This is a genomic window from Clostridium nigeriense (assembly GCF_050585265.1).
Lineage (GTDB): Bacteria > Bacillota > Clostridia > Clostridiales > Clostridiaceae > Clostridium > Clostridium nigeriense_B.
Genome location: NZ_JBNOOE010000003.1, coordinates 1 through 25,009, shown reverse-complemented (window position 1 = coordinate 25,009; position 25,009 = coordinate 1). Strand labels below are relative to the sequence as shown.

Below are 25,009 nucleotides of genomic sequence, written 5' to 3'. Positions count from 1 at the left end.
CTTCCTAAATTATTCATTATGCATTATTCATTCTTATACTAGTGTCCTATAAGTCCACTTTCATTTAACTTTTCTATAAATTTCTTACTAATTTTATTAATAGGTCCTTTTAAGAATAGTCCTATTAATATGAATATTATTCCATAACTTAAAAGCATTGTTATATCTCTAGTTAAATTTGCTTTAACAACACCTGCTACTGATTCTCTCATTGCAGAAATTGCATATGTAAATGGTAATAACGGATTTACTTTTTTAAAGAAACTTGGCATTACCTCTACTGGAAATGTGCCACCTGCTCCAGCAACTTGTATAACCAATAATATTACAGAAATAGCTTTACCCACATTACCAAATATAGAAACTAAGGTATATACTATTATAATGAATATTATACTACTTAAAAGGCTTATTCCTACAAATAACCACTTATTCAAAATATAACATTTCAATAAGTATATATCTCCTAATGTTAGTATTATACACTGACATATTCCTATAAATCCAAAGGTTAAAAGCTTTCCAAAATATTTTTCGTAAGATTTGAAATCTATTTTTTCTTTAAATCCATGAGGATCTGTAGTTAATAAAGAAACTAAAATTAATGCTCCTACCCATAAAGCCAGTGTTGAATAAAATGGAGACATTGCTGATCCATAATTAGGAATAGGAAATAAAACTTGCTCTTTAATTTCAACAGGACTACCTAAAAATTTACTAACAGCTTCCCAATCATTTTTTAATAAAGATAATAACTTATCTATATCCTCTTCTTTATTTATTGAAGATAATTTGGAAGAAAGTTCACCTAAACTAGCTTTAATATTTGGCATTTCATTATTTAATTTTTCTATATCGTCTTTTCCAAGCTTTAATGCATTATCTAAGGTATCTAACAAGCTATCTATATCTGGAATTGCCGTTTTTGCTTCATCTAAAAGCTTAATACTATTATCCGATATCTCAGTCAATTTGTTTATAGCATTATTTATTGCTGGAATATATTTAGAATCATAATTATTTAAAATACTTAAAATAATTTCTCTATTAGCTGCTATTAATTCCTTTATTTCTTTAAGTTTACTCTTATCTATAGGCTTTGAATTATTAATAGCATCATTTACTTGATTTATAACATCTATAGCTGAATTTAATTTAGAACTTGCTAAATTTAATTCATTTACTATTTCTTTTAAATTATCATTAAACTTAGATAAAGGTTCTAGAGCCTTTATTATTCCATTAATTTTATCATTTATATTAGCAACTTTAACACTAATATTATCAAGTCCATTTATAATGGAATTTTTATCTATATTTATATTAATGACAGCATTAATAAGCTCCTCTAAATTACTAAGCTCTGTATTTATTAGTTCCAAATCTGATTTGATAACTGGCGCTACCTCTCCTAATGCTTCTTTTGATTTTTCTAATGAATTTTTAGTATCAACTAATAAGTTATCACTAGAAGTTAATGTATCCTGTAATAGTGGTAAATTCTCCTTAGCCTTAGAAATTAAATCCTCCGCCTTAGAGCTTCCTTTATATATTTCATTTATTATATTCTCTATTTCAGGAACTTTATTATTTAACTCAATAATTCCATTCATTAGTTTCAATATTTTATCCTTTGATCCCTCAATACTTACACCCATCTCATTTAATACCTTAAATATTAATCCATCTACAGTTTCTATTATGTTAGTATCAACTTGAGATTTTATTGTTGTAATACCCTTATCTGTTATTTTAGGTGCAATAGCATTACTTTTTTCATTCACCTTATATATTAATATTGGTCTTTTAATAGGTCTATTCATTATAGATAATGTTTCCTCTGTGAAATCTTCAGGAATTATTATAGTTGCATAGTATATACCTCTCTCAACTCCTGTATTACCTTCCTCCTCTGAAACAAACTCCCACCCTAAATTAGTATTATCTTTAAGCTTATTTACAAGCTCATCACCTACACTTATAAACTTATCTTGTAGATTACCACCCCTATCCTTATTAACAATAGCAACCTTTATTCCTCCTGTATTTCCATAAGGATCCCAACTTGCTCTTATATTAAACCATGCATATAAAGATGGTAATATCATAAGTCCAACTATAATTATTAAGGCTACCCAATTCTTTACTATACTTTTTAAATCCCTTATAAATATTTTAAATATATTTTTCATTCCTATCCTCCATCTAAGGCTTATCTTTAGTAATAACTTTATTTTTTACTAAAAATAATAAAATTATTAAAAGATTTTAAAATAGCCTTACAATAGAGGCTCTAATTATTAAATTTTCTTCTAAGTGCTAATAATGCATTTAAATTATCATAAGAATAAACTTCATTAGATCCCTCAAATCCAAAGGACCCATAAATTTTACTATCTTCATTTAGGACTTGAAAATTCTTCATTTTTATCATTGCCATTTCATAAAGATCCTTATCATTAATTACCTTTGCTATTTGAACTAAATTAGCATAAATAGAGGTTGATTCTACTTTACTTTCTTCTAATGTATTAATATTATAGGTAGTTGAAATATATCCATACTCTTTTAACCTATTTTTTAACCAATTAACACTCAAACTTACATCCTCATTTACTTCAGCTTTATTTAAAATAACTAAAACTGATAATAATGTATCCACATTTTCTCCACTATCATAACTTAAAGTACTTCCATCATAAAATTTCTTATATAAAGGTATGTCATTACTAATAAATCCATTATCTATTATTTCTAAAGACTTAATATAAATATCATTCCAACTATCATCAAATAAAGATAATAAATTCATTCCATATAAGTCTAAGTAGCATAATGTAGTAACATTACTTTTTCCGTACCCATCATTAAAATCTATTAATCTATTATCTGTAACTAATTTTTTCTTTATACTATTTGCAATTTTTAAACCATAGTATCTATATTTCAAATCATTAAATTCATCTCCTGCTATTATTAATGATCTTGATATTCTTAAATCATCAATTGCAGCTGATACCTCTGAAGGGATATTATTTTCTATTCTCCAACTAATTAATCCATCCTTTAATATCATATTATTTTTAATATAATTAAACACATTTTTATAGGCGTCTTCATTATTCTTGTATAAATAATAATTTAATATCATTCCCTGAGATTCAGATAAGATGTCATGCCCTTTTGTTAAATCTCCTTCACTTTTATTATTGCTATAATTAGTGTATATTCCACCACTTTCATTCATTAAATCTTCATTAATAAAATTTTCTAATAACTCTTCTTCCTTTAAAACCTCTTCATTAGATATTACTGAAGGTATTTCAACTTTCTTTACATATTTGTACAGGTATATGTAACTTATGTATAAACCTATTAATATTAAAACTAAAATAATTATTAAAGCTTTAAACTTTTTCTTCATTATGTTTACTACCCCTCTTACTTTTTCTTATTTTCTTTTAAAACCCTTAAAGTCTTATATATATTTTCAAGTTCTTCATCTGAAACATTTTCTAAATCATCTATTCGGTATTTAATAAATTCTATTGTTTCATCCTTAAAATTTCTCTTTTTTCTTTTTCTTATATCATTATTTATTATATACGCAGCTATTGTACTAGTTGTAACCCCTATAAATCCTATTCCGAAAATCATTAATAGTATTGCAACTATTCTACCCAGCTTAGTTGTTAATAATATATCACCATATCCAACAGTAGTAAAGGTAACAAAACTCCACCAAATTGCATCTCCAAATGACATATTTTCTAATAAAGCAATTATAACTGATCCTAATACTATTATAATAGTTGTTACGATTAACAAGTAATTGAATTTATTTAACTTAACTGATTCTCTAATTTTATCTTTAAATTTCATTATTAAAATAACTAAAATTATTACCTTAGAAATTTTAAATTCTACATAAATATCTATAAAACTTCCTAAATTCAAATCAAATATTATTCTTCCAATTACTATTAAAGGAAAAGTAGAAAGAAGATCTACAGCATTATCCATTATAAAATGAAGCTTATTTCTTGATATAAAAAAATTAATTAAATAATCTATAAAAAAAATTATACAAACAATTAAATTAATAAAATAAAAGCTTTCTACTACCATTAATGGAAGTTCATACATTAAATCTAAAATTATCATAATTGCAGCCATCAAAGATAGTAAACCCATAAATAATTCATATAAAATTTTAACCTTCATATAAATACCTCTCAATTAGTTATCTACTTATATTTTATAAAGTAATTTTAATAAAAATGATAACAAAAAATCTTTATTACAAAATCCTTTTACTTTATCAAGAGATTTTATATGTCTTATTTTCCCTATATGTATAGCCTTTTATCTATATTTTCTATATAAATCAAATAAATTATATAGAAAAACTATAAATCGAAACTAATATTTAGCTAATTAATAAATTATCTTCTATTCAAATAAAAAATAAAATTAAAGTTGAATATCACAAAATATTTTTAATAATTTTAAGACATCCAACTTTAATTTTATAATAACTCTTTATTTTTCTGAGCTAATCCAACTTATTAAATTTTCTACTGCTTTTTTAATATCCTTGGCCTTCATAATTGCTGATACTACAGCTATCCCACTTATTTTACTTCCATTTAGGATATTACAGTTTTCTTCATTTAATCCTCCAATAGCTACAACTGGTATATCTACTGTATGGCATATTTCATTTAAGGTTTTAATATCTGTTATTACAGTTTTAACTTTTGTTGTTGTTGGATAAATTGCACCAACGCCTAGATAATCAGCCCCTTCTTCAACTGCCGCCTTTGCTTGATTAACAGTCTTTGTAGTAGCTCCTATTATCTTATCCTTCCCTAAAATCTTTCTTGCATATTTTATGTTTATATCACTTTGGCCAAGATGCACTCCTGCTGCATCTACTACCATTGCAATATCTATTCTATCATCAATAATCAATGGAATATTATATTTATCAGTTATTTCTTTAACCTTAAAAGCTAAGCTAAGATATTCTCTTCCTGACTTATCTTTTTCTCTTAACTGTACTAGAGTAACACCAGCTTTGCAGGCTTCCTCTATTTTATTTAAAAATTCCTTTTCCTCTAGACCTGTACTATCAGTTACTAAATATAAACTACAATCAAATTTCATTTTATTCCACCACCCTTATCTTTATTCTTTCTAAAATATCTTCATCTTTAATAGTTGATATATTATCTAATAATTCTATTTTAAATGATGCTGTACCTTTAGCATCCCTAGATAATTCTCCACAAATCCCCATTATTACAGTTCCTAAAATAGCACTATTAATAATATCTTTACTACTTATATATGTAGCAATTAAAACATTTAACATACAACCTGTTCCTGTTATTCTTGAAAGCTCTTCACATCCATTTTCAATTGTATATGTCTTATTTCCATCACTTATTATATCTATAGATCCTGTTGCAACTACAGTAGAGTTTGTTTTTAAAGCAAGCTCTTTTACTATATAAATATTATTCTTAAGAGTATCATAAGTAGTAATATCTTCTTCATTTACATCAATACCTTTTGATTTTGTATCAAGTCCAAATATAGCTTTTATTTCTGACATATTACCTTTAATTACTCTTGGTTTACATTTATCTATAAAATCTATAGCAAAGTTTAACCTTAAATCACTACAACTAACTCCTACAATATCTATAATTGATGGTATTTTCTTTTCATAAGCTGTTTTACCAGATATCATTATTGATTTCATCCTGCCATCAGTTATATTTCCAATATTAATAGCTAAGGCATTAGATGAAGCTGTAATATCTGAAACTTCTTTGTAATGTTCTGCCATAATAGGCTTACCATAAGCTGAAAGTACAACATTTGCGCAATCATTAATTGTTATATGATTAGTTATGCAATGTATTAGTGGATTATTTATCATTACTTTATTTTTTATTTCTATTATGTTATTTAGAAAAATTTCTTTTTCCTTCATATACTTCACATCCTAATCTATCTTGAATTTTAGTAAGCATTCCTGTTTTCTTTAGGGAAATTAAGAAAATATAAGCTACACATCCACCCATAATAGTGGCAGTAATAAACATTGGAACATAATAAAAGACTGTTAATCCACCTTTTCCAACTAAAAAAGTCATTACTGGATATGAAACTATTGCTCCTATAACTCCTGTTCCAAAAATTTCACCTAATACTGCAAATATAATCTTTCCATGTGATAGCTTATATAAGACACCTGATAAAAAGGCTCCAAAAACTGCTCCTGTTAAAGCAAGTGGTGGTATTCCCATAAACATCATTCTAATAATTCCTATAAGTGTTGCACATAAAAGCGAATAGCCTGGCCCCATAAATACAGCACATACAATATTTATTAAATGAGCTGTAGGACACATTCCTTCAATACGTAGTATGGGAGATATAACTACCCCTATTGCTACCATAATGGATAAAAATACTGTTCTTAATACTTTGTTTTGATTTGTCATTTTTCATCTTCCTTTAACATTTATTTTAAAAATTTAATTAAAAACCACTAAAATATAGAGCTTGTCCTTTCTTAAAATAAATATTGCTAAAAGAATATAAATAATAATTAAATAGCATGTAAAAGAAAGGACATAATCCCCTTTTAAAATCGGTCGTAACTTATTAGCTACCTCTCATCTCGAAATACGAGCTCCCTCGCTATTTAATTGTCTTACCTATCCAAACTCAAGGCGCTCCCCTTCAGTTTGTTAAAGAAAACTTTATAGGCTATTTTATAAAATATAAGTGTGTTCAAGAGGACCTCTTCCCTCTCCTATATCTAACTTTGCTTTTATAGCTCCTGTTAAATATTCTTTTGCATTTCTAATACTATCCTCTAAACTTTCACCCCTTGCTAAGTTGCAAGCAATTGCTGAAGATAATGTACAACCTGTCCCATGAGTATTAGGATTATCTATTCTTTCACTTGTAAAATATGATATTTTTCCATTTTCATATAATATATCTATTGCATCATCACTTAGATGTCCACCTTTTACTAACACTGAAACATTTAAATTTTTAGATATTTCCTTCGCTGCCTTTATCATATCTTCTTTATTTTCTACTTTAAATCCACATAAAACTTCTGCTTCCCTTGTATTTGGAGTTATAACTCTTGCTAAAGGCATAAGCTTTTTTACAAGTGTATTTATAGCTTCATCACAAATTAATTTACTTCCACTTGTTGATACCATAACTGGATCTAAAACTATATTTTTAGCATTATAATAAGAAAGCTTTTCTGCTATTGCTTCTATTATTTCTGAGTTAGAAACCATTCCTATTTTTACTGCATCTGGCTCTATATCTTTAAATATACAATCTATTTGTTTACAAACAAATTCTTTAGAAGCATCTTCTATTCCATAAACTCCTGTTGTATTTTGAGCTGTTAAAGCCGTTATAACACTCATTGCATACATTTTATGAACAGTTATTGTTTTTATATCTGCTTGAATTCCAGCTCCTCCACTGCAATCTGAACCTGCTATAGTTAAAACTTTTTTCATTATACCTCTGTTACTCATTTTTATTTGTCCCCTTAACCTTTCCAATAATAGTTGTAAGTAAAATAGTAATAATCATAACTGGCATAGTATTTCCTATAGGTGTATCAATTTTCATAAACATACGATATATAGCAAATCCTACAGCCCATAAAATTAAATTTTCTATATCAAAATTTTTATTTGTGCTATCTTTCTTTAAAATAAAATTATCTGCAATTTGTATAGCTATCATAGGTGCAAATACTGATCCTATAAGATATAAGAAATTTTCATATTGTGTGATTGGTGTAAATATAGCAAGAAGCATTCCTATAACACAAACTGCTATAGCTGTCCACTTTTCATTAAATGCTTTTGAAATGCTATTTAAACTTACTCCAGCTGAATAAACATCTAAAAATGTTGTAGTAACTGTTGAAAAAATTATTATTATAAGCCCTGCCATTCCAAGACCTGCAGTAACCATAATTTTAGCTATATCAGATTCTCCTGTGTAAATTGCTGCTCCCATTCCTATCATATACATCCATAAACTAGTTATAAAATATACTATTGTACTAACTAATATAGATGACTTTGGCTTTTTAGCATCACGAATATAATCTGATACAAGTGGTAACCAAGAAAGAGGCATTGCTACACTTAATTCTACTGCCGCTCCAAAACTTATAGATTCAGTAAAGGAACTTATATTATTTCCTTTAAAAACAATAAAACTTAAAATTAGTGTAAGTATAAAAAGCATAATCATAGCTAATGTATTTAGCTTACTTAATTTATCAATATCAATTAATACCCATAATATTATAAAAATTGATATTATTATTGCCCATATTGCATTTCCACCAAAACTATAAATAGAATTTGCTGCTACTGCTCCACTAACTATCATTACAGCTGTCCAACCCACTAATTGTAATGCATTAAGACTTGAAAATAATATTGCTCCTTTTTTACCAAAAGATAACTTAACTGTCTCCATTGCACTAAGCCTTGTTTTAGCTCCTATAAATCCTGAAAAATAGAAAAGAGTACAACCAATTAAATGTCCAAGCAATATAGCTAATAAGCCCTTTTTAAAACCAAGAGGAGCAATAAGAGTTCCTGTTAAAATTTCTGCAAGAGACACTGCTGCCCCAAACCAAATTAACCCTTGTCCAAATGTTGATATTTTATATTCTTTCATAAATACATCTCCTTTTTATAATCATGTCAAAAAGGTGAGTAGATATAAATTTGCTTTTAAATAATGTATTTATATTTTTAGCCTAAATTAACTTTAATATCTGATAGATTTAAATAATTACAAAGCATTGAAAATATAAATAAAAAAAGGAAACACCTACGGCATTCCCTCATAATAAGCAAACTATATCACTTCCTACGTTGGCATTACCCAAATCAGGTGTAAGGGTCGAAGTTTGATTACTTCCTCTCAGCCTGCTACCACAAGCTCCCCCGATTACATCTATTTTTACTTTATTATATCAAAACATGAATATTTTGTAAAATAAAAATTTATTCTTCGTATATTAAAGATTAAATTTTACAAGTATAAAATTATACTTTTCCCCCAAAATATGCTTCAGTATCAACAAACTATGCTAATACATCCTATGTTCCTATAAAACTATATTGTTGAAAATTTATATATAGTTTCTTTATTATATTCCTCACCTTTTTTTAGAAATGAATACTTTGCAAATATATTATCTCTTCCTATTGGTGGACTCTGAGTTTCTATTGCTAAAGCATCTCTTCTATTTGGCTTCTTATTACATTCTAAAATCTCCTCATCTGGGAAATTAAGAGAATATAAAACAACGCTATTTTGATTAGTATATACATCCATTTCTCTTCCTGACTCCTTATGATAAAGTCTCATCTTAACATCATTCCCACCATTTAAGATCCAACAATGATCATAACCTTGTCCAATTTCTAATTGATAATCCTCTTCTTCAATATCTCTACCTATGGTCTTAGGATTTGTAAAATCAAATGGAGTTCCTTCTATTTCTATAATTTTTCCTGTAGGAACTTCATTTTCGTTAAGCTCTACTAAAAAGTCACTATCAACATATAAATGATGTTTTAAAATATTTTCTTTACAATTTCCACTTAAATTAAAATAACTATGATTAGTTAAATTTACTAATGTATCTTCATCACAAGTAGCCTTATATGATAATTTTAGTTCGTTATTTTCTGTGATAGTATATCTTACTTTAAGATTTAGATTTCCTGGATACCCTTCTTCCCCACAAGGGCTTAAATAATTGAATTCAATATATGCTTCTTCTTCATTAGCATTAGTTATTACATCTAAAAATTTTTTACTAAAGCCAATAGTTCCTCCATGTCCTTGATTTACTCCATAGTTTTTATTAAGCTCCAAAACATTATCATTTATTGTAACTTTTCCTTCAGCAATTCTTCCTGAAGTTCTTCCTATTAGAGCACCATAATAAGATGGATTTTCTTTATAAGAATTAATATCCTTATATTTCATAACAACGTTTTCTATAACTCCATCTTTATCTGGAACTAATACATCTGTTATTATTCCTCCATAATTTAAAGCATTTATTCCAAAACCCTTTGAATTTCTTAAACTATAGCTTTCAACCTTTTTCCCATTAAATTCTCCAACTAGAACCTTTAATATCTCCATAGTTTCACTCCTAAAATTCTTAATATATTTAACATATAAAACGTTGTCATTATATATTAAATATATACTGATAAAGTAAAAGAGTCAATTACTTAGTTATGTTTTTTGCTTTTGCAACTAGATAATTAATATTAGTTTCAAGTATATACATCCTTATTTTTCACCTCTAGTTGTCTCTGCAATAAATAATATTAATAAGACACACTACTCTTAAATTAAAAGCAGTGTGTCTTTTATCCTTAAATTTATTTACTATAAGAAGAAATTAAACTTCTTGCAAAATACTTTACTTTTCCAAAGATTTTTTTCTCTTTCTTAAAGTAATGATTGTAATTAATGAAATAATAGCTAAACTAGAATATAGTATTGCAATACTGTTATCTCCAGTCTTAACATTATTATTTTTCACATCAGGTGTTTTTGGAGCTTCTTCTTTAACAATCATAGTATTTGTGAAATTATATCCATCTTTTACAGATTCAAATCCATCAATTTTATCTTCTGTTAATGAGTATTCATATTCATGTCCATCTGGAGCGTACTTAACCATAGAATCTAATGCTATTTTATAAGTTGTAGTACCACTTTTAACAACAATACTATGAATTTCTTCTCCATCCTTGTGCACTCTTATAGTAATATCCGGTACATTTTTAATATTTGCTACATTAGCCCAAGTTTTTGTACCGTTAATAACAACTTTTTCTCCACCATCATAAGTGTTTGTAATCACATAATTATTTTGAGAATTTGCTTCACCACTGGATGTATATCCATTAACATTTTCTTCAATTATTGTATAAACATATTCTTTACCATCAGTAGAATACTTAGGAAGATCTTTAAATACATAAGTTTCTTTTCCTTCTTCCTTTACTTCCCCTTCTAATGTTACAACTCTATCTTTTAATTCTACGCCATTTTGATAAAGGTGTAGAGTAACTGATGGAACTTTAGAATTCTCAGGAACATTCTCCCAAACTTTATTAAATGTTATATCCGTAACTGCTTCTGTATCTAATATATTCTCAATTATGAATCCATTATCAGTTTGTGTTATTATATTTGTATAGCCTTTAATATCATCTGATAGAACATCTTCAACAGTGTATACATATTCTTCTCCAGTTTGTGCATACTTATCTAAGCTTTCAAATACATGAATATATTGATTTTTATTATTTAAGATTACATTATCAATCTCTATTCCATTTTGTTTTAATACAATCTTAACTTCTGGAACATTATCTATACTTTCATCGACATTTGTCCATTTCTTAGTAACCTTAATTGAGGTTTCCCCTGGATCATAGGTATTTAATATATTGTAACTTCCATTATTTGAAGATATATATCCATCAACTGCTGATTCTACTACACGATATTTATATTCCTTACCATCAACTGAATATCTTGGTAAGTCTTTAAATTCATATTTAGTATTTCCAGCTGCTAATTCTATTACTTTTCCTGAAACTGGTGTCCAACTTTCTCCTTCATTTAGTGAGCTCTCTAAAGAAATTGTAATTATTGGAACAACACTTAAATCCGTTACACCCTTCCAAGTTTTTTCACCTATGACATCTATACTTCCAGGTGCAAATGTGTTGGTTATAATATATCCATTTTCAGCATTTGCTACACCACTACTTGTATATCCATCAACATACTCCTCAATTACTGTATAAATGTATTCTTTGCCATCAGTAGAATACTTAGGAATATCCTTAAATACATAAGATTCATTTCCGTTTTCTTTTACTCCACCCTCTAATCTAATAACTTTATCTTTAAGCTCCACTCCATTTTGATAAAGGTGTAATGTAATTGACGGAACTTCTAATCCATTAAGAATACCTTCCCATTTTTTCATTCCTACAATATCAATCTTTTCATTATCAAAAGTATTTATTATAGTTATACTTCCATCAGAATTAATTAATTGTTCACTTAAATAACCAACTGTTCCTTCTTGCATACTTTCTTTAACAGTATATACATATTCATTACCTGATTTCTCATACTTAGGTAAATTATTAAAAGTATAAGTATATCCGTTTGCATTATTCAAAACTTCATTCCTATATTCTTGACCATTTTGATAAAGTATTGCTTTAACTGTTGGTAAGGAATCTTTTTCTATATCTACATTTATCCACTGTTTTTTTACTGTTAATTTTGTACTACCAGGAGTGTACTTATTAGTAATATCGAATTTATCATTATATATTGGCTCATAGCCATTTACCTTTGACTCTCTTACGCGATATTTATATTCTTTAGAATTAGAAGCTGTCTTTGGAAGATTATCAAATTTATATTCAGTTTTTCCATTTGCCAATTCAATCGTCTCTACATCTTCTATCTTACTTTCATCATCCCAATTATCTGCTGTAGTTCTTTGTAAACTAATTTCTATATTCGGAACAATACCATCAATATTTTCACCTAATTCATCAGTCCAAATCTTCTTACCACTAATATTTATAAGATCTGGATTATATTCATTTGTAATTAAATATTTATCTTCATCTTCAATAAATGTAATAGCTGAATTATATCCTTCTACTTTATCTTCTTTTATTGAATAATTAATTACACCATTTTCATCAATATAAGGAAGATCACTAAAGGTTCCTGCCCACCCATTAGATGTATTTAAAATAATCATTTTATCTGTTACTTTATCATTTTTAAATAACCTAACTGTTATACTTTCAGGTATATCTTTATCTTCAGTTAATCCTGACCATTCTTTTTCAACATTAATATTTCTAACTGCTGGATAGTTTATTATTGTATCAGTTAATAATGTATCTTTAGTTACATTTCCATAAGACACTATTACATTAAATGGTCCTGCTGCTATATATCCAGCTGGTGCTTCTTCTTTTAAAGTATATTTTCCAGATGGAATATTTGTTAATAATACATTACCACTTGAATCAGACACTGCTGAAATTTCTACTTGCCTATTTGAACCTGTTGAGGTTCCACTAAGTATAAACTTAACTCCTGATATGGCTTCATTATTATGGTTAACTTTATTAAATTTAACTTCTCCAAATAATCCTTTTACTCTAGGAACATTAAAATTAGTTTCTTTTAATTTTATATCTTCTTGTTCATCTTGCTTTGAAAATAAATAATAATATAGTATTGTTTCTCCATTTGTTAGAACTTCTTCATAATTAGCATCTTTTATTATTGTATCTAAAACTACTCTATATTTTAATGTATAAGTATATTTTTTATTTCCTTCTTCTGTAGTACTTTCTATTGGAGTACTATTTTTCAAATCCCAAGTTAAAGTATTATCATCAAAATTAAATGAATTATCTTCAGCGAAACCAGTAATATCTTTATAAATAATATTTTCCCCCATAGGATCAGTAACCTTCCAAGCTTGAGCACTTAACGCAATTAATTTATTAATCTTTTCGAACTGCTCATTTAAATCATTAGAATCTTTAGCTAAAAAATTACGTGTTGCAAAAGTTGCCATCCAATCACTTGGATTTAATTTTATTGAATTATTATTACTATAATAAAAAGTATCTTCTGTCGTAGAAAATGCAATTGTATATAGATTTGTACCACTTGTTTTAATTTTATTAGAGATATTATTATTATTAGCTAATACATTATTTACTTTGCCTCCTACTGGTTGCCAATCACTTAGTTTTGCATAGTTTCCCCCACCTTGAGTGCCTGTTAACTTATTAATACTATCTGTATTAGAGTTACTCATATGAAATGTCGGAGAACCATCTGTTAATAAGATAATATTGATATTCTTTATTTCTTTTCCATCAGTACCTATAAGACTATTTTTACTTTTTCCATCGTTCACAATATTGTTTGCCATTATTAATGCACCTTCAATATTAGTTCCTCCATTAGGCTTTTCAATGTTATCTATTATATCTGTTGCTTTCTTTAAATCGTTGGAAGATTTAGCTACATCAATCCAGTTATTTTTTCCATTACTATAAGTTTCATTTTGTACATCACTAGAAAAAGATACAATAGATACTAAACGCTTTGCATTACTACCTGATTCTACATCAGCAAACTTTTTCAAAAAATCATCTGCAGCTATTTGCATTTTTTCAAAGCGAGTACCCCCATCTAATATTTCACGCATGCTTCCAGATCTATCAAGTACTAATACTGTTACTGCATCAGGAGATATGCTAATGTTTTTTAATTCTTCTTCTGTAGTTACTTTTAGAGTAATATCAAACTCATTTTCAACATTTGTTCCTTCAATAGTTTTTGAAGTACTAACTTTATCTGCACTGACTTCATTTGTACCACCTTCATATACTATCTGATTATCACTTGTAACAATAGGTATGCTTTCTGCTTTAACATGTGTTTCGTTACTTGAAAATGTAATACAGCTAGCTACTAAAGTAAAGGTTAAAATACTACTAATTACTTTTTTTAACATAAACTTTTCCTCCCGTTTTAATAGTATTCTTATTACTCTACTTTTATGATTTATAAAAGCATTTAACTATATTACTAATGGTAAATGCTAAGTATATGGAATAAGGACTAGTTTATTAAAAGAATATTGATGTTCCTAATAAGAAGAAAAAGTCTGTTAATAATTTAGAACATAATAAAAAGCTGCTAATAAATTAATATTAACAGCTATATTTTAGTTAGTTAAATAATTCAAATCTATATTTTTGTTCTATATCTGGATATTTATTTTTGTCTACATCACTTAAAAACATATTTATAGGTCTAGCATATATTCCTTTATCGTCATAAAGTGCTTTATATAAAACTAAAACATCTTCCATTTCTATGTCATGATAATATAAATCTCCTCTTTTATAAATATCTATAAACTTATTTAATTCTGTGTGGTATCCTTGTAGCTTAGTACTATTGTCTATAATAGATTTGTCTTCCTTCGGCTTACTTACTGCCATTACAGCATAATATTTATTTTTAAAGTGTTTATAAATAGCAGGATACTTTATACTTCTCATTTTATCACCTATTCCTTTACTTACCTATTATATATTTCTTGGAAAGCCATTTATATATTGTTTAGGTACTTTTATCTTTTTACCTAGCTTCATAGCAGCATCAAGAGGCCAATAAGGATTTCTAAACATAGCTCTACCTATTGCTACTAAATCAGCATCTCCATTTCCTATAACTGAATTTGCAAGATCAGGTTCATCTAATCTTCCAACAGCTATAACATCAGTATTTACATTTTCTTTTATAGCTCTTGCAAATGGAACTTGATATGCAGCATGAGTTCCTGGTCTACCTGCTGCTGCAATTGGTCCTTCTCCTCCAGCACTAATATGGAATATATCAGCTCCAGCTTTCTTATAGGCCTTTGCAATTTCTATACCAGTTTCAATTCCATATCCACCTTCTACATATTCAACAGCAGAAAGCCTCATAATTAATGGCATTTCTTCTGGCATTTCACTTTTAGCTACTTTTAAAATTTCTGAACCAAACTTAGTTAAGTCTTTTCCATATTCATCATCTCTTTTATTAGTTAATGGTGAATGAAATTGATGTATTAAATATCCATGGGCTCCATGTATTTCTATAGCATCAAATCCAGCCTTAACAGCACGTCTAACTGACATTCTAAACTTTTCAACTATTTCCTTAACTTCAACTGTAGTTAATTCTCTTGGAGTTTTACTATTTTCATCAAAAGCTATTGGTGAAGGCGCTACTGGTACATTTGCATCCTGTGCCTTTCTACCAGCATGAGCAATTTGTATTGCTACCTTTGCTCCATATTTATGGCATTCATCTACTATTCTTTTTAATGGTTCTATTTGTTCATCACACCATAACCCTAAATCATAATCACTAATGCGTCCATCTGGCTCTACATCTGTCATCTCAACAATTATTAAGCCAGTTCCGCCAACTGCTCTACTTATGTAGTGAACAAAATGCCAATCATTTGCTATTCCATCCTTCTTATCTACTGAGTATTGACACATTGGTGGTAAAACTATTCTATTTTTTAATTTAAGTCCCTTAAATTCATAGGGAGTAAATAAATTTTCCATTAAAAAACCACCTTTCTATATTATTCCTTAACCTTAGTATAAATATACTACTTTTATAAATCAAGAGTATTAATTTTTATTTAAGAATTATTATTATTTTCAATCTATAAAATTAGCTAAAATATGTATTTGACATAAAACTTGTCTTTAATTTATTATATATTCAGTAGTTAATTATTTTGCCAGGTAGATTTTATTACATACTGCTTTTCTATCTGGCATTCTTAATAATTAAAACTCTTATTATATATATTCCTATTATCTACTTTTAGCCTGTCCTAATTTGACTACTAAATCATGTACAAAATTAGATCCTCTAGATATTAAAATAGCTGTTAATATTACTCCTACAAAAGGTATAGTAGTATTAATTTCAAGTAAACTTAAAATATCTAATTTAACATCTGAACATATAATTAAGGAAACTATTAAAGCTCCTATCCTATCCTTGGATACTTTTCCTTGTTGCCACGTCATCTTCAACGTTTCCCAAACACTTTCTGATATTAATGCTAAAATAAATATGATAAATAATTTTTCCATAATATCTCCCCCATATTTTCTTAAAATCCATTTATTACATCATATTTATCTTAGTATTCACTTATTCGTTATAATTTTTTTATTATTTATCTTCTTCATTACCTAATAATCTCATTCTCATTTCTATTTCATTTTCTTTTCTAGTTGCTCCCTTGAAAAATATTAATATTAGAGTAATACTTATTAGCCATATTGTTACAATAAAAAATAGCATTTATTTCACCTCTTCCATAAATGCTATTAGTATTCTCTATTAATCAAAAAAAATTCTATTAAAAAAAGAAAAACACTAGACGTTAACCTAGTGTTTTTCATGTACGAGATAAGCCGTAAGCGGAGTTCTGTATTAAGCAATCATCTATCTAGGCTTACTGTTGCCAATAAGCTCAAGCGGTACACCCGGAAACGGGGCGGGCAACCCCTAAATGTTTCCCTATTCGACCTTGCTCCAAGTGGGGTTTACATAGCCATCATGTCACCATGATGCTGGTGAGCTCTTACCTCGCCTTTCCACCCTTACCTAAGGAATACATTCTAATAAATTAGAATGTATAAGTTTCACTAACCAAATCATAGATTTGGAGTGTCACTTAACTTAGGCGGTATCTCTCTGTTGCACTTTCCTTCAAGTCGCCTTGACTGGACGTTATCCAGCACCCTGCCCTATGGAGCTCCGACTTTCCTCTCCTAGATCTAAGTCTAGCAGCGATTGCATGTCTTACTCGCAAAAATTATATTATCACAACTTTATAAATAATACAAATGAAATTTTTTACATTTTAAACAAATTGAAGTATTAAAACTAACATTAGTAGTATTACCCAAGAATAAAATCCTATACCAGAAAGCAATAGAGTTAACAATATAAGTACGAATATAACTAATCTTGCTGCAGGATTAATACAATTTTTAAAAAATATAGGTCCTCCATCACCAATTTTTTTTCCTATACCATCAAATATATCTTTAATTCCATCTTGAAATATTTTCGCCCAAGATCCTTTCTTTTTTTTATAATAAGATTTTCCCATAGCACATCTCCCAAATTATTATCCTATATTTAGTTTATGCTATACACTTATAAATAGTTAAAATAAATAGGCATCAAAAACTGATGCCTATTTATTTTATGCAAATGTATATGGATCTTTGCTATATTCTGAAATAATTATTTCTACGTCTTTTAGCTTATCTTGCAATTTATTTATTACTTCTATAAATACTATCCATTCTGATAGGAAGTGTCCAGTATCTATTATTGATACTCCCATTTCCTTATAATCACTTGCAAAATGATATGTAGTATCTCCTGTTATTATACAATCAGCACCTTTTTTATATGCTATATCAAAAAAGCTACTTCCACTTCCATTAATAACAGCAATATTTTTAACTTTTTCTGAAGCTTTTACTACCTTTAATCCACCTATATTAAGCTTTTCTTTAACTTGTTTAACTAAATCTTCTAAGGCTATTTCCTCGTTTAATCTAATAAATCTTCCAAGTCCTTCATTTGAATTTCTAGCATTTTTGTTTACTTCTATAAGTTCTTTTGAATCATAACCTAATATATTTACTATTGTTTCATTTAATCCACCACTTGCAGAATCTAAATTAGTATGACTTGAGTATAAACTTATATCATTTTTTATAAGATTTATTATTTTTTTACCTACTAATGTATCTGTTGTTATACTGCTTGGCTTTATAAAAAGTAATGGATGATGGGTAATTATTAAATTAGCCCCGTTTTCCTTTGCTTCTTCAATTACTTCTAATGTACAATCTAGAGATAAAAGTATTTTATTTACTTCTTTTTCTCTATCTCCAACCATTAATCCAACATTATCAAAATCTTCTTTCAAATTTACTGGAGCAAAATCTTCAATTATTTCAATAATATCTTTAACTTTTTTCATAATTATACTTCCTTATAAAAAATTAATCATATTTGAAATTATGTTTATTTTTTCTTCTATAGTTGCTTTTCTTTCTTTAGCAGTGATTGTACTTTCTGTTATAAAACTAAGTATTTTTTTATAATTATCTACTTTTGCATTTAAGAAATCCTTAATTAACGGATGCTTTTGCATTAATAATTTAGGACTAACTTCATAATAAATTGAATCTAGTTTCATTGATTCCCCTGATTTTTTTCTTACTTTAAATAATTCATAATATATTCCATCTTCTTCACAAAGATCTTCACATATTATTTCATAATCATTATTATAAAGATATTCTCTTAATACTTCAGGGTTCTGAGCAGGTACAAGTATTAAATAACCTATTGAACTTACTTTATCAATACTTTCTTCAAGTATATCTCTTATTAAGTTTCCTCCCATACCAGCAATAATTGCTACTTCTACCTCATCTTTTTCTAAAGGCTTAAGTCCATTACCTAATCTAAATTCTAATTCATCTCCCACGCCTTCTAAGATTGCATTAAGTCTAGCCTTATCTAATGGGTCTTTATTTACATCAATTGCAATAGCCTTACTACATAATCCATTTTGGACAGCATATAAAGGAATATAACCATGGTCTGTTCCTATATCTGCTAAAACAGATGTATTGTCAATGTTGTCAATTATAAAATTTAATCTTTTGCTTAGTTCCATAAATTTCTTCTCCTTGCTAAATTAAAATTAGCACCTGTTGGTGCTAATCTAAATAATCCTTTAATTTTTTACTTCTTGAAGGGTGTCTTAATTTTCTAAGTGCCTTTGCTTCAATTTGTCTTATTCTTTCTCTAGTAACATTAAACTCTTTACCAACTTCTTCAAGAGTTCTTGCTCTACCATCATCTAAACCAAATCTAAGTCTTAATACCTTTTCTTCTCTTGGAGTTAAAGTATCTAAAACATTAATTAGTTGTTCTTTAAGCATTGTAAATGCGGCTGCTTCTGCTGGTGCTAAAGCATCATCATCTGGTATAAAATCTCCTAAATGTGAATCTTCTTCTTCACCGATAGGTGTTTCTAGAGATACAGGTTCTTGAGCTATTTTTTGAATTTCTCTAACCTTATCTACTGGTAAATCCATAACCTTTGAGATTTCTTCTGGGAATGGATCTCTTCCAAGCTCTTGTAATAATTGTCTTTGAACTCTTATTAACTTATTTATAGTTTCTACCATGTGAACTGGTATTCTAATAGTTCTTGCTTGGTCCGCAATAGCTCTTGTAATCGCCTGTCTTATCCACCATGTAGCATATGTTGAGAATTTAAAGCCTTTTCTATAATCGAACTTTTCAACAGCCTTAATAAGTCCTAAATTTCCTTCTTGAATAAGGTCTAAAAATAACATTCCTCTTCCAACATATCTTTTAGCAATACTTACAACAAGTCTTAAATTGGCTTCTGCTAATTTCTTTTTAGCTTTTTCATCACCTTGCTCTATTCTATTTGCTAACTCTATTTCTTCTTCTGAGGATAATAGAGGAACTTTACCTATTTCTTTTAAGTACATTCTAACAGGGTCATCAATTGCAATACCTTCTGGAATAGTTAAATCTAATTCTTCTTCTATTTCTTCTTCAGCACTTGGTTCACCAATTACCTCTATTCCCATAGATTCTAACACTTCATAAATCTTTTCTATTTGCTCTGGACTTAAGTCGATATGTTCAACTTCATCCATTATATCCTTATATGTTAAAGTTCCATTTTTCTTTCCTTTATCAAGCAAGTTCCTAACTATATTCATCTTATTACTTCTATCATCATTTTCTTTTTTAACCTGCTTAGCTTTTGTTTTTTCATCTAACATATTTTTACCTCCTTCCGTTATTGCCAACTGCGCCTACACCTCTCTTTAGCTACTCATTAATTTTTTTAATTCAATTGCAATCTGTATAGATTCCTCAATTTTTCCTTGTGCTTCCAATACCTTTTGTTTTTGCTTTAGTTCTTTTAATCTTTGGTTTAATTTATAATTCTCTATCTGTTTTATTAAATCTTGAATTAATTTCTTATTATCTTTTCCATTAAGAACTTGCTGTTCTTTAATTTTAACTATTTCTTCAATAGTCTTTACATTTTCACTCTTTGACTCTAAAAAAGTTACTATATTATTTATGTTTCCCTTTTTAGCTTCTTTAATAATAGAAAATATCTCTTTATGTTCTGGAAGAATTAACTCATCTTTACTTATTAGCTGAGAAATATAATCAAAGTATTCTTCTTCTAAACATAATTTTAATAAAGATCTTTCTGCCTTTATAAAAGCAGGCTCATTATATAATTTTGTTCCATTTTCTTCCTTATTATTCATAAATTCTTGATTTTTAATATTTTTTGTCATTTCTTTTGATAATAAATCATATAATGCTTGTTCTCTTATACCAGTATTCTCTGATATCCTCTTTATATAGATATCTTTTTCTATTGAATTGACATTTGCTAAAATTTCAGTTACCATCTTACCATACTTAACCAAATCATTGCTATCTTTAAAGTTTATATTTTCCCCTGCTTTTTTTATTCTGTATTCTATTAAGCCTTCTGCTTCATTAATCAACTTCATAAAAGCTTCTTTTCCATTGCTTCTTACGTACTCATCAGGATCTTTTCCCTGTGGAATACTTAAAACTCTAACCTCAAAGCCTGCATTTTTTAATATTTCTAACCCTCTCATAGTAGCTGTTTGACCTGCTACGTCTGCATCGTAGGATATTATTACTTTATCTGCATACCTTTTTAAGAGTCTTGCTTGATTAACTGTAAGTGCAGTACCTAAAGATGCTACAACATTTGTAATTCCATATTGATGCAAAGATATTAAATCCATATATCCTTCCACCATAATGAAGTATCTTTCCTTCATATTACTTTTAATTGCAAAGTTTAAGCCATACAAATTAGTTCCCTTTTGAAATACTAATGTTTCTGGAGAGTTTAAATATTTTGGCTTAGAATCATCTAATACTCTACCACCAAAACCTATTACCTTCCCCCTATAATCAAAAACTGGAAACATGACTCTATTTCTAAATCTATCATATTTATTTCCTGTTTTTTCTGAGGTTAGAACTAGACCAGCTTCTAATAATGTATTATCATTAAAACCCAGCTTTCTTAAATGAAATAATAAACTATTCCAACTATCCTTTGCATATCCTAATCCAAATCTTTTTATAGTATCTTGTCTTATACCTCTATTTAAAAAGTATTCTAATGCTGTTTTATTAGATTTTAAATTCGAATAAAAAAACCTACCTGCTTCTACATTTACTTTATACAGTAATTCCTTCTTTTTTGCAGTGGGATTTACTCTTTTTTCATCCTCTAATAGAATATTTGCTCTATCTGCTAAATACTTAACGGCATCTACAAAATTCATATTTTTATTTTTCATAACAAAAGTAATTACATTTCCTGATTCACCACAACCAAAGCATTTATATATTTGTTTTTCTTGTGAAACAGAAAATGAAGGAGATTTTTCATTGTGAAATGGACATAATCCTGAAAAGCTTCTTCCAGCCTTTTTTAGCCTTACTGACTCAGATATTATATCTACTATGTCATTTTCTTCTTTAATTTTTTCTAGAATCTCTTCAGAAATCTGCAAGGAGATTCACCTCCTTACTATAAATTTTCGTCAACTTATATTTATTTCGACATTTTATATAAAAATCCTTCTTTAAATAAAAATTTTTATATTTTTTTATTACTTCTTCTTTATCTATATTCTTTACCAAGGTTCAAATTCCTTCATTTCTTTAAATTTTATTTTACCCAAAATATTAATATATTACTAATTTGGGAACAAATATAGAATTAAAAGTATTTAAACAATAATCATCGCTCATTCCTGATATATAGTCTGCTACAGCTCTTTTTATTCCTTCTTCCTTTGCTATTTCTTTATATATTCCAGGAAGCTCATCTTCATGAGTATAGTAGTATTCTATTAAGTTTTCTAAGACAAATTTTGCCTTATTTCTTTCTACCTTTAAAATATCCCCTAGATATACATTTTTAAACATAAATCTCCTAAGCTCTGTCATAGCTTCCCAAACCTCTTCACTAAAGGCAATATCAAATTCATTATTGTTTAAAGTCTTAGTAGTATTAATAACTACATCTTTAACTAATGTATCTATTCTTTGTGAATGAGTTTTTCCAAGTACTTTTATTACTTCCTTTGGTAGCGAATCTTCACTCAAAAGTCCAGCTCTTATAGAATCGTCTATATCATGATTTAAATAAGCTATCTTATCACTTACTCTAACAACTCTTCCTTCTAAAGTCTTTGCTTTATTATTGTTATTATTACTTAATCCACTATGATGTAAAATTCCATCTATAACCTCTTCAGTTAAATTTAGACCTTTACCGTTTTTTTCTAGTTTTTCAACCACTCTAACACTTTGCTCATTATGCCTAAATCCTTCATCTAAAAATTGGTTTAATACCTCTTCACCATTATGTGCAAAAGCTGCATGCCCTAAGTCATGTCCTACTGCTATTGCTTCTATTAATTGTTCATTTAAACCAATTCCTAGTCCTATCGTTCTAGCTATTTGAGATACTTCCAATGTATGTGTTAATCTTGTTCTATAGTGATCACCAAAAGTTTTTATATAAACTTGCGTTTTGTGCTTTAAACGTCTAAATGATTTACTATGAATTATTCTATCCCTATCTACCATAAAACATGTTCTCATTGAATCATTTTCTTCTTTTCTTTTTCTTCCTAAGGTTTCACTGCTAAATTTAGCTTGAGAAACTAATGTCAACCTTTCAAAACCTTCCATTTTTTCTCTTACATTCATATATCTCACCTCTATATTACATATTCTATATTTTTCTCTATTTTCCTCTAATTAAACATATTTTATAATAATATATTTAATACCAAGTATATTTTCTTTTTTTTACTAATATCTTAATAATAAGTAATTATAAAGGAGAGAATAATGGGAAACTTATTATCAAATAAAAAAGATGAGTTGCTTCCTATGGATGAAATTAAACATAATATTTTAAGATATTATAATTTAGAACATGCCTCTATTGTTAATATAAAATTTAAGGATACTGAAAAACAAAGAGCAGTTTATAGAATAGACCTTAATAAGAGAAGTTATTGCTTAAAGAAAGTATATTATAATGAAGAAGACCTTTTATATGTTTATTCTGCTATGGAATGGTGCTTTAGAAATGAAATAGATGTTCCAAAACTACTTCCTACTACTACTGGAAGTAGGTATGTTAAATATAAGAATATGCTTTTTATACTTACCCCTTGGCTTAATGGAGAAAAATGTGATTTTGACAATTTAACTCACGTATTATTATCTTCTAGTACCCTTGGTAGATTACATAAATCCTCTAAGAACTTCAGACCTATAGATGGCAGTGCTAAAAGAGAAGGATTTGATAATTATAGTGAATCTATAGCTAAGCACTTTAATCAACTACTATTAAGTATAAACAATGCTCATAAATATAATGATAGATTTTCTAGACTATTTTTGGACAATATAGATGAAAACTTAGAGCTAGCAAAAATTTCTTTTGAAGTATCCTCTTCAATAGATTTAAATAATTTATCTAGATCTCTTTGTCATGGAGATTATGTAAATAAAAATATCTTAATTATTAACAATAAAGTATCATTAATAGACTTTGATAAATGTGCCTTTGATTTTTGTTCAAGGGATATTTCTTACTTTTTAAGAAGGTTATTAAAAAGAGAGAATACTAATTGGCAAATTAATCTAACCTTAAATATATTAGATACTTATATGGAAGAAAATGAATTAACTGAATCAGATTTAAGATATATAGTGGCATATATTGCTTTTCCTCAAAAATTCTGGAAGCTATCACGAGATTACTATAAAAACATACGTAAATGTAATAAAAATTCTTTTATTTCTCTTATGGAAAAAGGCCTTAATAAAAGTAAAAATCAACTAGAATTCACTTATGAAATAATAAATACCTTTAGGAAACACTACAATATAAAAATTTAGAATAAAATCTTCATTTTCCATAAAAAAGGCTGCCTTTCAGCCAATGTCATTAAGTTAAGAAATTGGTTTTAAAAAAATCTACTAAGAGCAAGATATAAATTAATATCTTGCTCTTTTTTTGATAAAAAACTTGACAAATATATAGAAATTTGTGGCGAAG

Annotated in this window: 21 protein-coding genes, 1 other RNA gene and 1 riboswitch; of the genes, 1 reads left to right on the top strand and 21 read right to left on the bottom strand. The window is 27.7% G+C overall.

Annotation, left to right across the window (positions count from 1 at the left end):
* Positions 1-38: 38 nt before the first annotated feature.
* From ACQPVP_RS03700 to ACQPVP_RS03600, 21 genes are all read right to left on the bottom strand, one after another.
* Positions 39-2,192: a YhgE/Pip family protein gene (locus ACQPVP_RS03700; RefSeq protein ID WP_430847357.1), complete on the bottom strand. Its 2,154-nt coding sequence runs from the start codon at positions 2,190-2,192 to the stop codon at positions 39-41.
* Positions 2,193-2,293: 101 nt separating this feature from the next.
* Positions 2,294-3,424, bottom strand: a complete 1,131-nt coding sequence (locus ACQPVP_RS03695; protein ID WP_430847355.1) for a glycosyl hydrolase family 8 — start codon at positions 3,422-3,424, stop codon at positions 2,294-2,296.
* 17 nt (positions 3,425-3,441) lie between these two features.
* Complete coding sequence (locus ACQPVP_RS03690; RefSeq protein WP_430847353.1) at positions 3,442-4,224, bottom strand: potassium channel family protein; 783 nt, start codon at positions 4,222-4,224, stop codon at positions 3,442-3,444.
* Between the two features lie 318 nt (positions 4,225-4,542).
* Positions 4,543-5,169: a thiamine phosphate synthase gene (gene thiE / locus ACQPVP_RS03685; protein WP_430847351.1), complete on the bottom strand. Its 627-nt coding sequence runs from the start codon at positions 5,167-5,169 to the stop codon at positions 4,543-4,545.
* Position 5,170: 1 nt separating this feature from the next.
* A complete protein-coding gene (gene thiM / locus ACQPVP_RS03680; RefSeq protein WP_430847749.1) occupies positions 5,171-5,971 on the bottom strand; it encodes a hydroxyethylthiazole kinase in 801 nt (266 codons plus the stop codon).
* Between the two features lie 4 nt (positions 5,972-5,975).
* Positions 5,976-6,518, bottom strand: a complete 543-nt coding sequence (gene thiW / locus ACQPVP_RS03675) for an energy coupling factor transporter S component ThiW (RefSeq protein WP_430847349.1) — start codon at positions 6,516-6,518, stop codon at positions 5,976-5,978.
* 273 nt (positions 6,519-6,791) lie between these two features.
* Positions 6,792-7,571 carry a bifunctional hydroxymethylpyrimidine kinase/phosphomethylpyrimidine kinase gene (gene thiD / locus ACQPVP_RS03670; RefSeq protein ID WP_430847747.1) on the bottom strand — a complete coding sequence of 260 codons (780 nt, stop codon included), beginning with the start codon at positions 7,569-7,571 and terminating at the stop codon, positions 6,792-6,794.
* Positions 7,572-7,581: 10 nt separating this feature from the next.
* Entirely contained in the window at positions 7,582-8,757 is a 1,176-nt protein-coding gene (gene cytX, locus ACQPVP_RS03665) for a putative hydroxymethylpyrimidine transporter CytX (RefSeq protein ID WP_430847347.1), read from the bottom strand.
* Between the two features lie 173 nt (positions 8,758-8,930).
* Positions 8,931-9,041: riboswitch (TPP riboswitch) on the bottom strand.
* Between the two features lie 160 nt (positions 9,042-9,201).
* Positions 9,202-10,245 (bottom strand): aldose epimerase family protein, encoded by a 1,044-nt coding sequence (locus ACQPVP_RS03660; protein WP_430847345.1) that lies wholly within the window; start codon positions 10,243-10,245, stop codon positions 9,202-9,204.
* Positions 10,246-10,531: 286 nt separating this feature from the next.
* Positions 10,532-14,701: a Cna B-type domain-containing protein gene (locus tag ACQPVP_RS03655; protein WP_430847343.1), complete on the bottom strand. Its 4,170-nt coding sequence runs from the start codon at positions 14,699-14,701 to the stop codon at positions 10,532-10,534.
* Positions 14,702-14,918: 217 nt separating this feature from the next.
* A complete protein-coding gene (locus tag ACQPVP_RS03650; protein WP_430847341.1) occupies positions 14,919-15,254 on the bottom strand; it encodes a DUF1653 domain-containing protein in 336 nt (111 codons plus the stop codon).
* A gap of 27 nt (positions 15,255-15,281) precedes the next feature.
* Positions 15,282-16,316, bottom strand: a complete 1,035-nt coding sequence (locus ACQPVP_RS03645; protein WP_430847339.1) for an NADH:flavin oxidoreductase/NADH oxidase — start codon at positions 16,314-16,316, stop codon at positions 15,282-15,284.
* 258 nt (positions 16,317-16,574) lie between these two features.
* Complete coding sequence (locus tag ACQPVP_RS03640) at positions 16,575-16,859, bottom strand: hypothetical protein (protein WP_430847337.1); 285 nt, start codon at positions 16,857-16,859, stop codon at positions 16,575-16,577.
* A gap of 82 nt (positions 16,860-16,941) precedes the next feature.
* Complete coding sequence (locus ACQPVP_RS03635) at positions 16,942-17,073, bottom strand: hypothetical protein (RefSeq protein ID WP_430847335.1); 132 nt, start codon at positions 17,071-17,073, stop codon at positions 16,942-16,944.
* 100 nt (positions 17,074-17,173) lie between these two features.
* Positions 17,174-17,584, bottom strand: an RNA gene (gene rnpB / locus ACQPVP_RS03630) — RNase P RNA component class A.
* A 54-nt stretch (positions 17,585-17,638) separates the two neighbouring features.
* Positions 17,639-17,890, bottom strand: coding sequence for a hypothetical protein (locus tag ACQPVP_RS03625; protein WP_430847333.1), 252 nt, complete (start codon positions 17,888-17,890; stop codon positions 17,639-17,641).
* 96 nt (positions 17,891-17,986) lie between these two features.
* The gene (locus ACQPVP_RS03620) at positions 17,987-18,778 is read right to left on the bottom strand and encodes a Nif3-like dinuclear metal center hexameric protein (protein ID WP_430847331.1); all 792 of its coding nucleotides are present in this window, start codon (positions 18,776-18,778) and stop codon (positions 17,987-17,989) included.
* A gap of 12 nt (positions 18,779-18,790) precedes the next feature.
* Complete coding sequence (locus tag ACQPVP_RS03615) at positions 18,791-19,483, bottom strand: tRNA (adenine(22)-N(1))-methyltransferase (RefSeq protein WP_430847329.1); 693 nt, start codon at positions 19,481-19,483, stop codon at positions 18,791-18,793.
* 43 nt (positions 19,484-19,526) lie between these two features.
* Entirely contained in the window at positions 19,527-20,633 is a 1,107-nt protein-coding gene (gene rpoD / locus ACQPVP_RS03610; protein ID WP_430847327.1) for an RNA polymerase sigma factor RpoD, read from the bottom strand.
* A gap of 45 nt (positions 20,634-20,678) precedes the next feature.
* Positions 20,679-22,436 carry a DNA primase gene (gene dnaG, locus ACQPVP_RS03605; protein WP_430847325.1) on the bottom strand — a complete coding sequence of 586 codons (1,758 nt, stop codon included), beginning with the start codon at positions 22,434-22,436 and terminating at the stop codon, positions 20,679-20,681.
* A 175-nt stretch (positions 22,437-22,611) separates the two neighbouring features.
* On the bottom strand, positions 22,612-23,643 hold the full coding sequence (locus tag ACQPVP_RS03600) for a deoxyguanosinetriphosphate triphosphohydrolase (protein WP_430847323.1): 1,032 nt from the start codon (positions 23,641-23,643) through the stop codon (positions 22,612-22,614).
* 144 nt (positions 23,644-23,787) lie between these two features.
* Between ACQPVP_RS03600 and ACQPVP_RS03595 the strand changes: the two genes are divergently transcribed.
* A complete protein-coding gene (locus ACQPVP_RS03595; RefSeq protein WP_430847321.1) occupies positions 23,788-24,849 on the top strand; it encodes a CotS family spore coat protein in 1,062 nt (353 codons plus the stop codon).
* Positions 24,850-25,009: the final 160 nt, after the last annotated feature.

Coding starts and splice junctions, on each gene's coding strand:
- ACQPVP_RS03635 (WP_430847335.1), bottom strand. CDS start 17,073: ATGCTATTTTTTATTGTAACAATATGGCTAATAAGTATTACTCTAATA.
- ACQPVP_RS03660 (WP_430847345.1), bottom strand. CDS start 10,245: ATGGAGATATTAAAGGTTCTAGTTGGAGAATTTAATGGGAAAAAGGTT.
- ACQPVP_RS03595 (WP_430847321.1), top strand. CDS start 23,788: ATGGGAAACTTATTATCAAATAAAAAAGATGAGTTGCTTCCTATGGAT.
- thiW (WP_430847349.1), bottom strand. CDS start 6,518: ATGACAAATCAAAACAAAGTATTAAGAACAGTATTTTTATCCATTATG.
- rpoD (WP_430847327.1), bottom strand. CDS start 20,633: ATGTTAGATGAAAAAACAAAAGCTAAGCAGGTTAAAAAAGAAAATGAT.
- ACQPVP_RS03625 (WP_430847333.1), bottom strand. CDS start 17,890: ATGGGAAAATCTTATTATAAAAAAAAGAAAGGATCTTGGGCGAAAATA.
- thiE (WP_430847351.1), bottom strand. CDS start 5,169: ATGAAATTTGATTGTAGTTTATATTTAGTAACTGATAGTACAGGTCTA.
- ACQPVP_RS03615 (WP_430847329.1), bottom strand. CDS start 19,483: ATGGAACTAAGCAAAAGATTAAATTTTATAATTGACAACATTGACAAT.
- thiD (WP_430847747.1), bottom strand. CDS start 7,571: ATGAAAAAAGTTTTAACTATAGCAGGTTCAGATTGCAGTGGAGGAGCT.
- ACQPVP_RS03645 (WP_430847339.1), bottom strand. CDS start 16,316: ATGGAAAATTTATTTACTCCCTATGAATTTAAGGGACTTAAATTAAAA.
- ACQPVP_RS03700 (WP_430847357.1), bottom strand. CDS start 2,192: ATGAAAAATATATTTAAAATATTTATAAGGGATTTAAAAAGTATAGTA.
- ACQPVP_RS03640 (WP_430847337.1), bottom strand. CDS start 16,859: ATGGAAAAATTATTTATCATATTTATTTTAGCATTAATATCAGAAAGT.
- ACQPVP_RS03650 (WP_430847341.1), bottom strand. CDS start 15,254: ATGAGAAGTATAAAGTATCCTGCTATTTATAAACACTTTAAAAATAAA.
- ACQPVP_RS03690 (WP_430847353.1), bottom strand. CDS start 4,224: ATGAAGGTTAAAATTTTATATGAATTATTTATGGGTTTACTATCTTTG.
- ACQPVP_RS03600 (WP_430847323.1), bottom strand. CDS start 23,643: ATGAATGTAAGAGAAAAAATGGAAGGTTTTGAAAGGTTGACATTAGTT.
- cytX (WP_430847347.1), bottom strand. CDS start 8,757: ATGAAAGAATATAAAATATCAACATTTGGACAAGGGTTAATTTGGTTT.
- ACQPVP_RS03655 (WP_430847343.1), bottom strand. CDS start 14,701: ATGTTAAAAAAAGTAATTAGTAGTATTTTAACCTTTACTTTAGTAGCT.
- ACQPVP_RS03620 (WP_430847331.1), bottom strand. CDS start 18,778: ATGAAAAAAGTTAAAGATATTATTGAAATAATTGAAGATTTTGCTCCA.
- ACQPVP_RS03695 (WP_430847355.1), bottom strand. CDS start 3,424: ATGAAGAAAAAGTTTAAAGCTTTAATAATTATTTTAGTTTTAATATTA.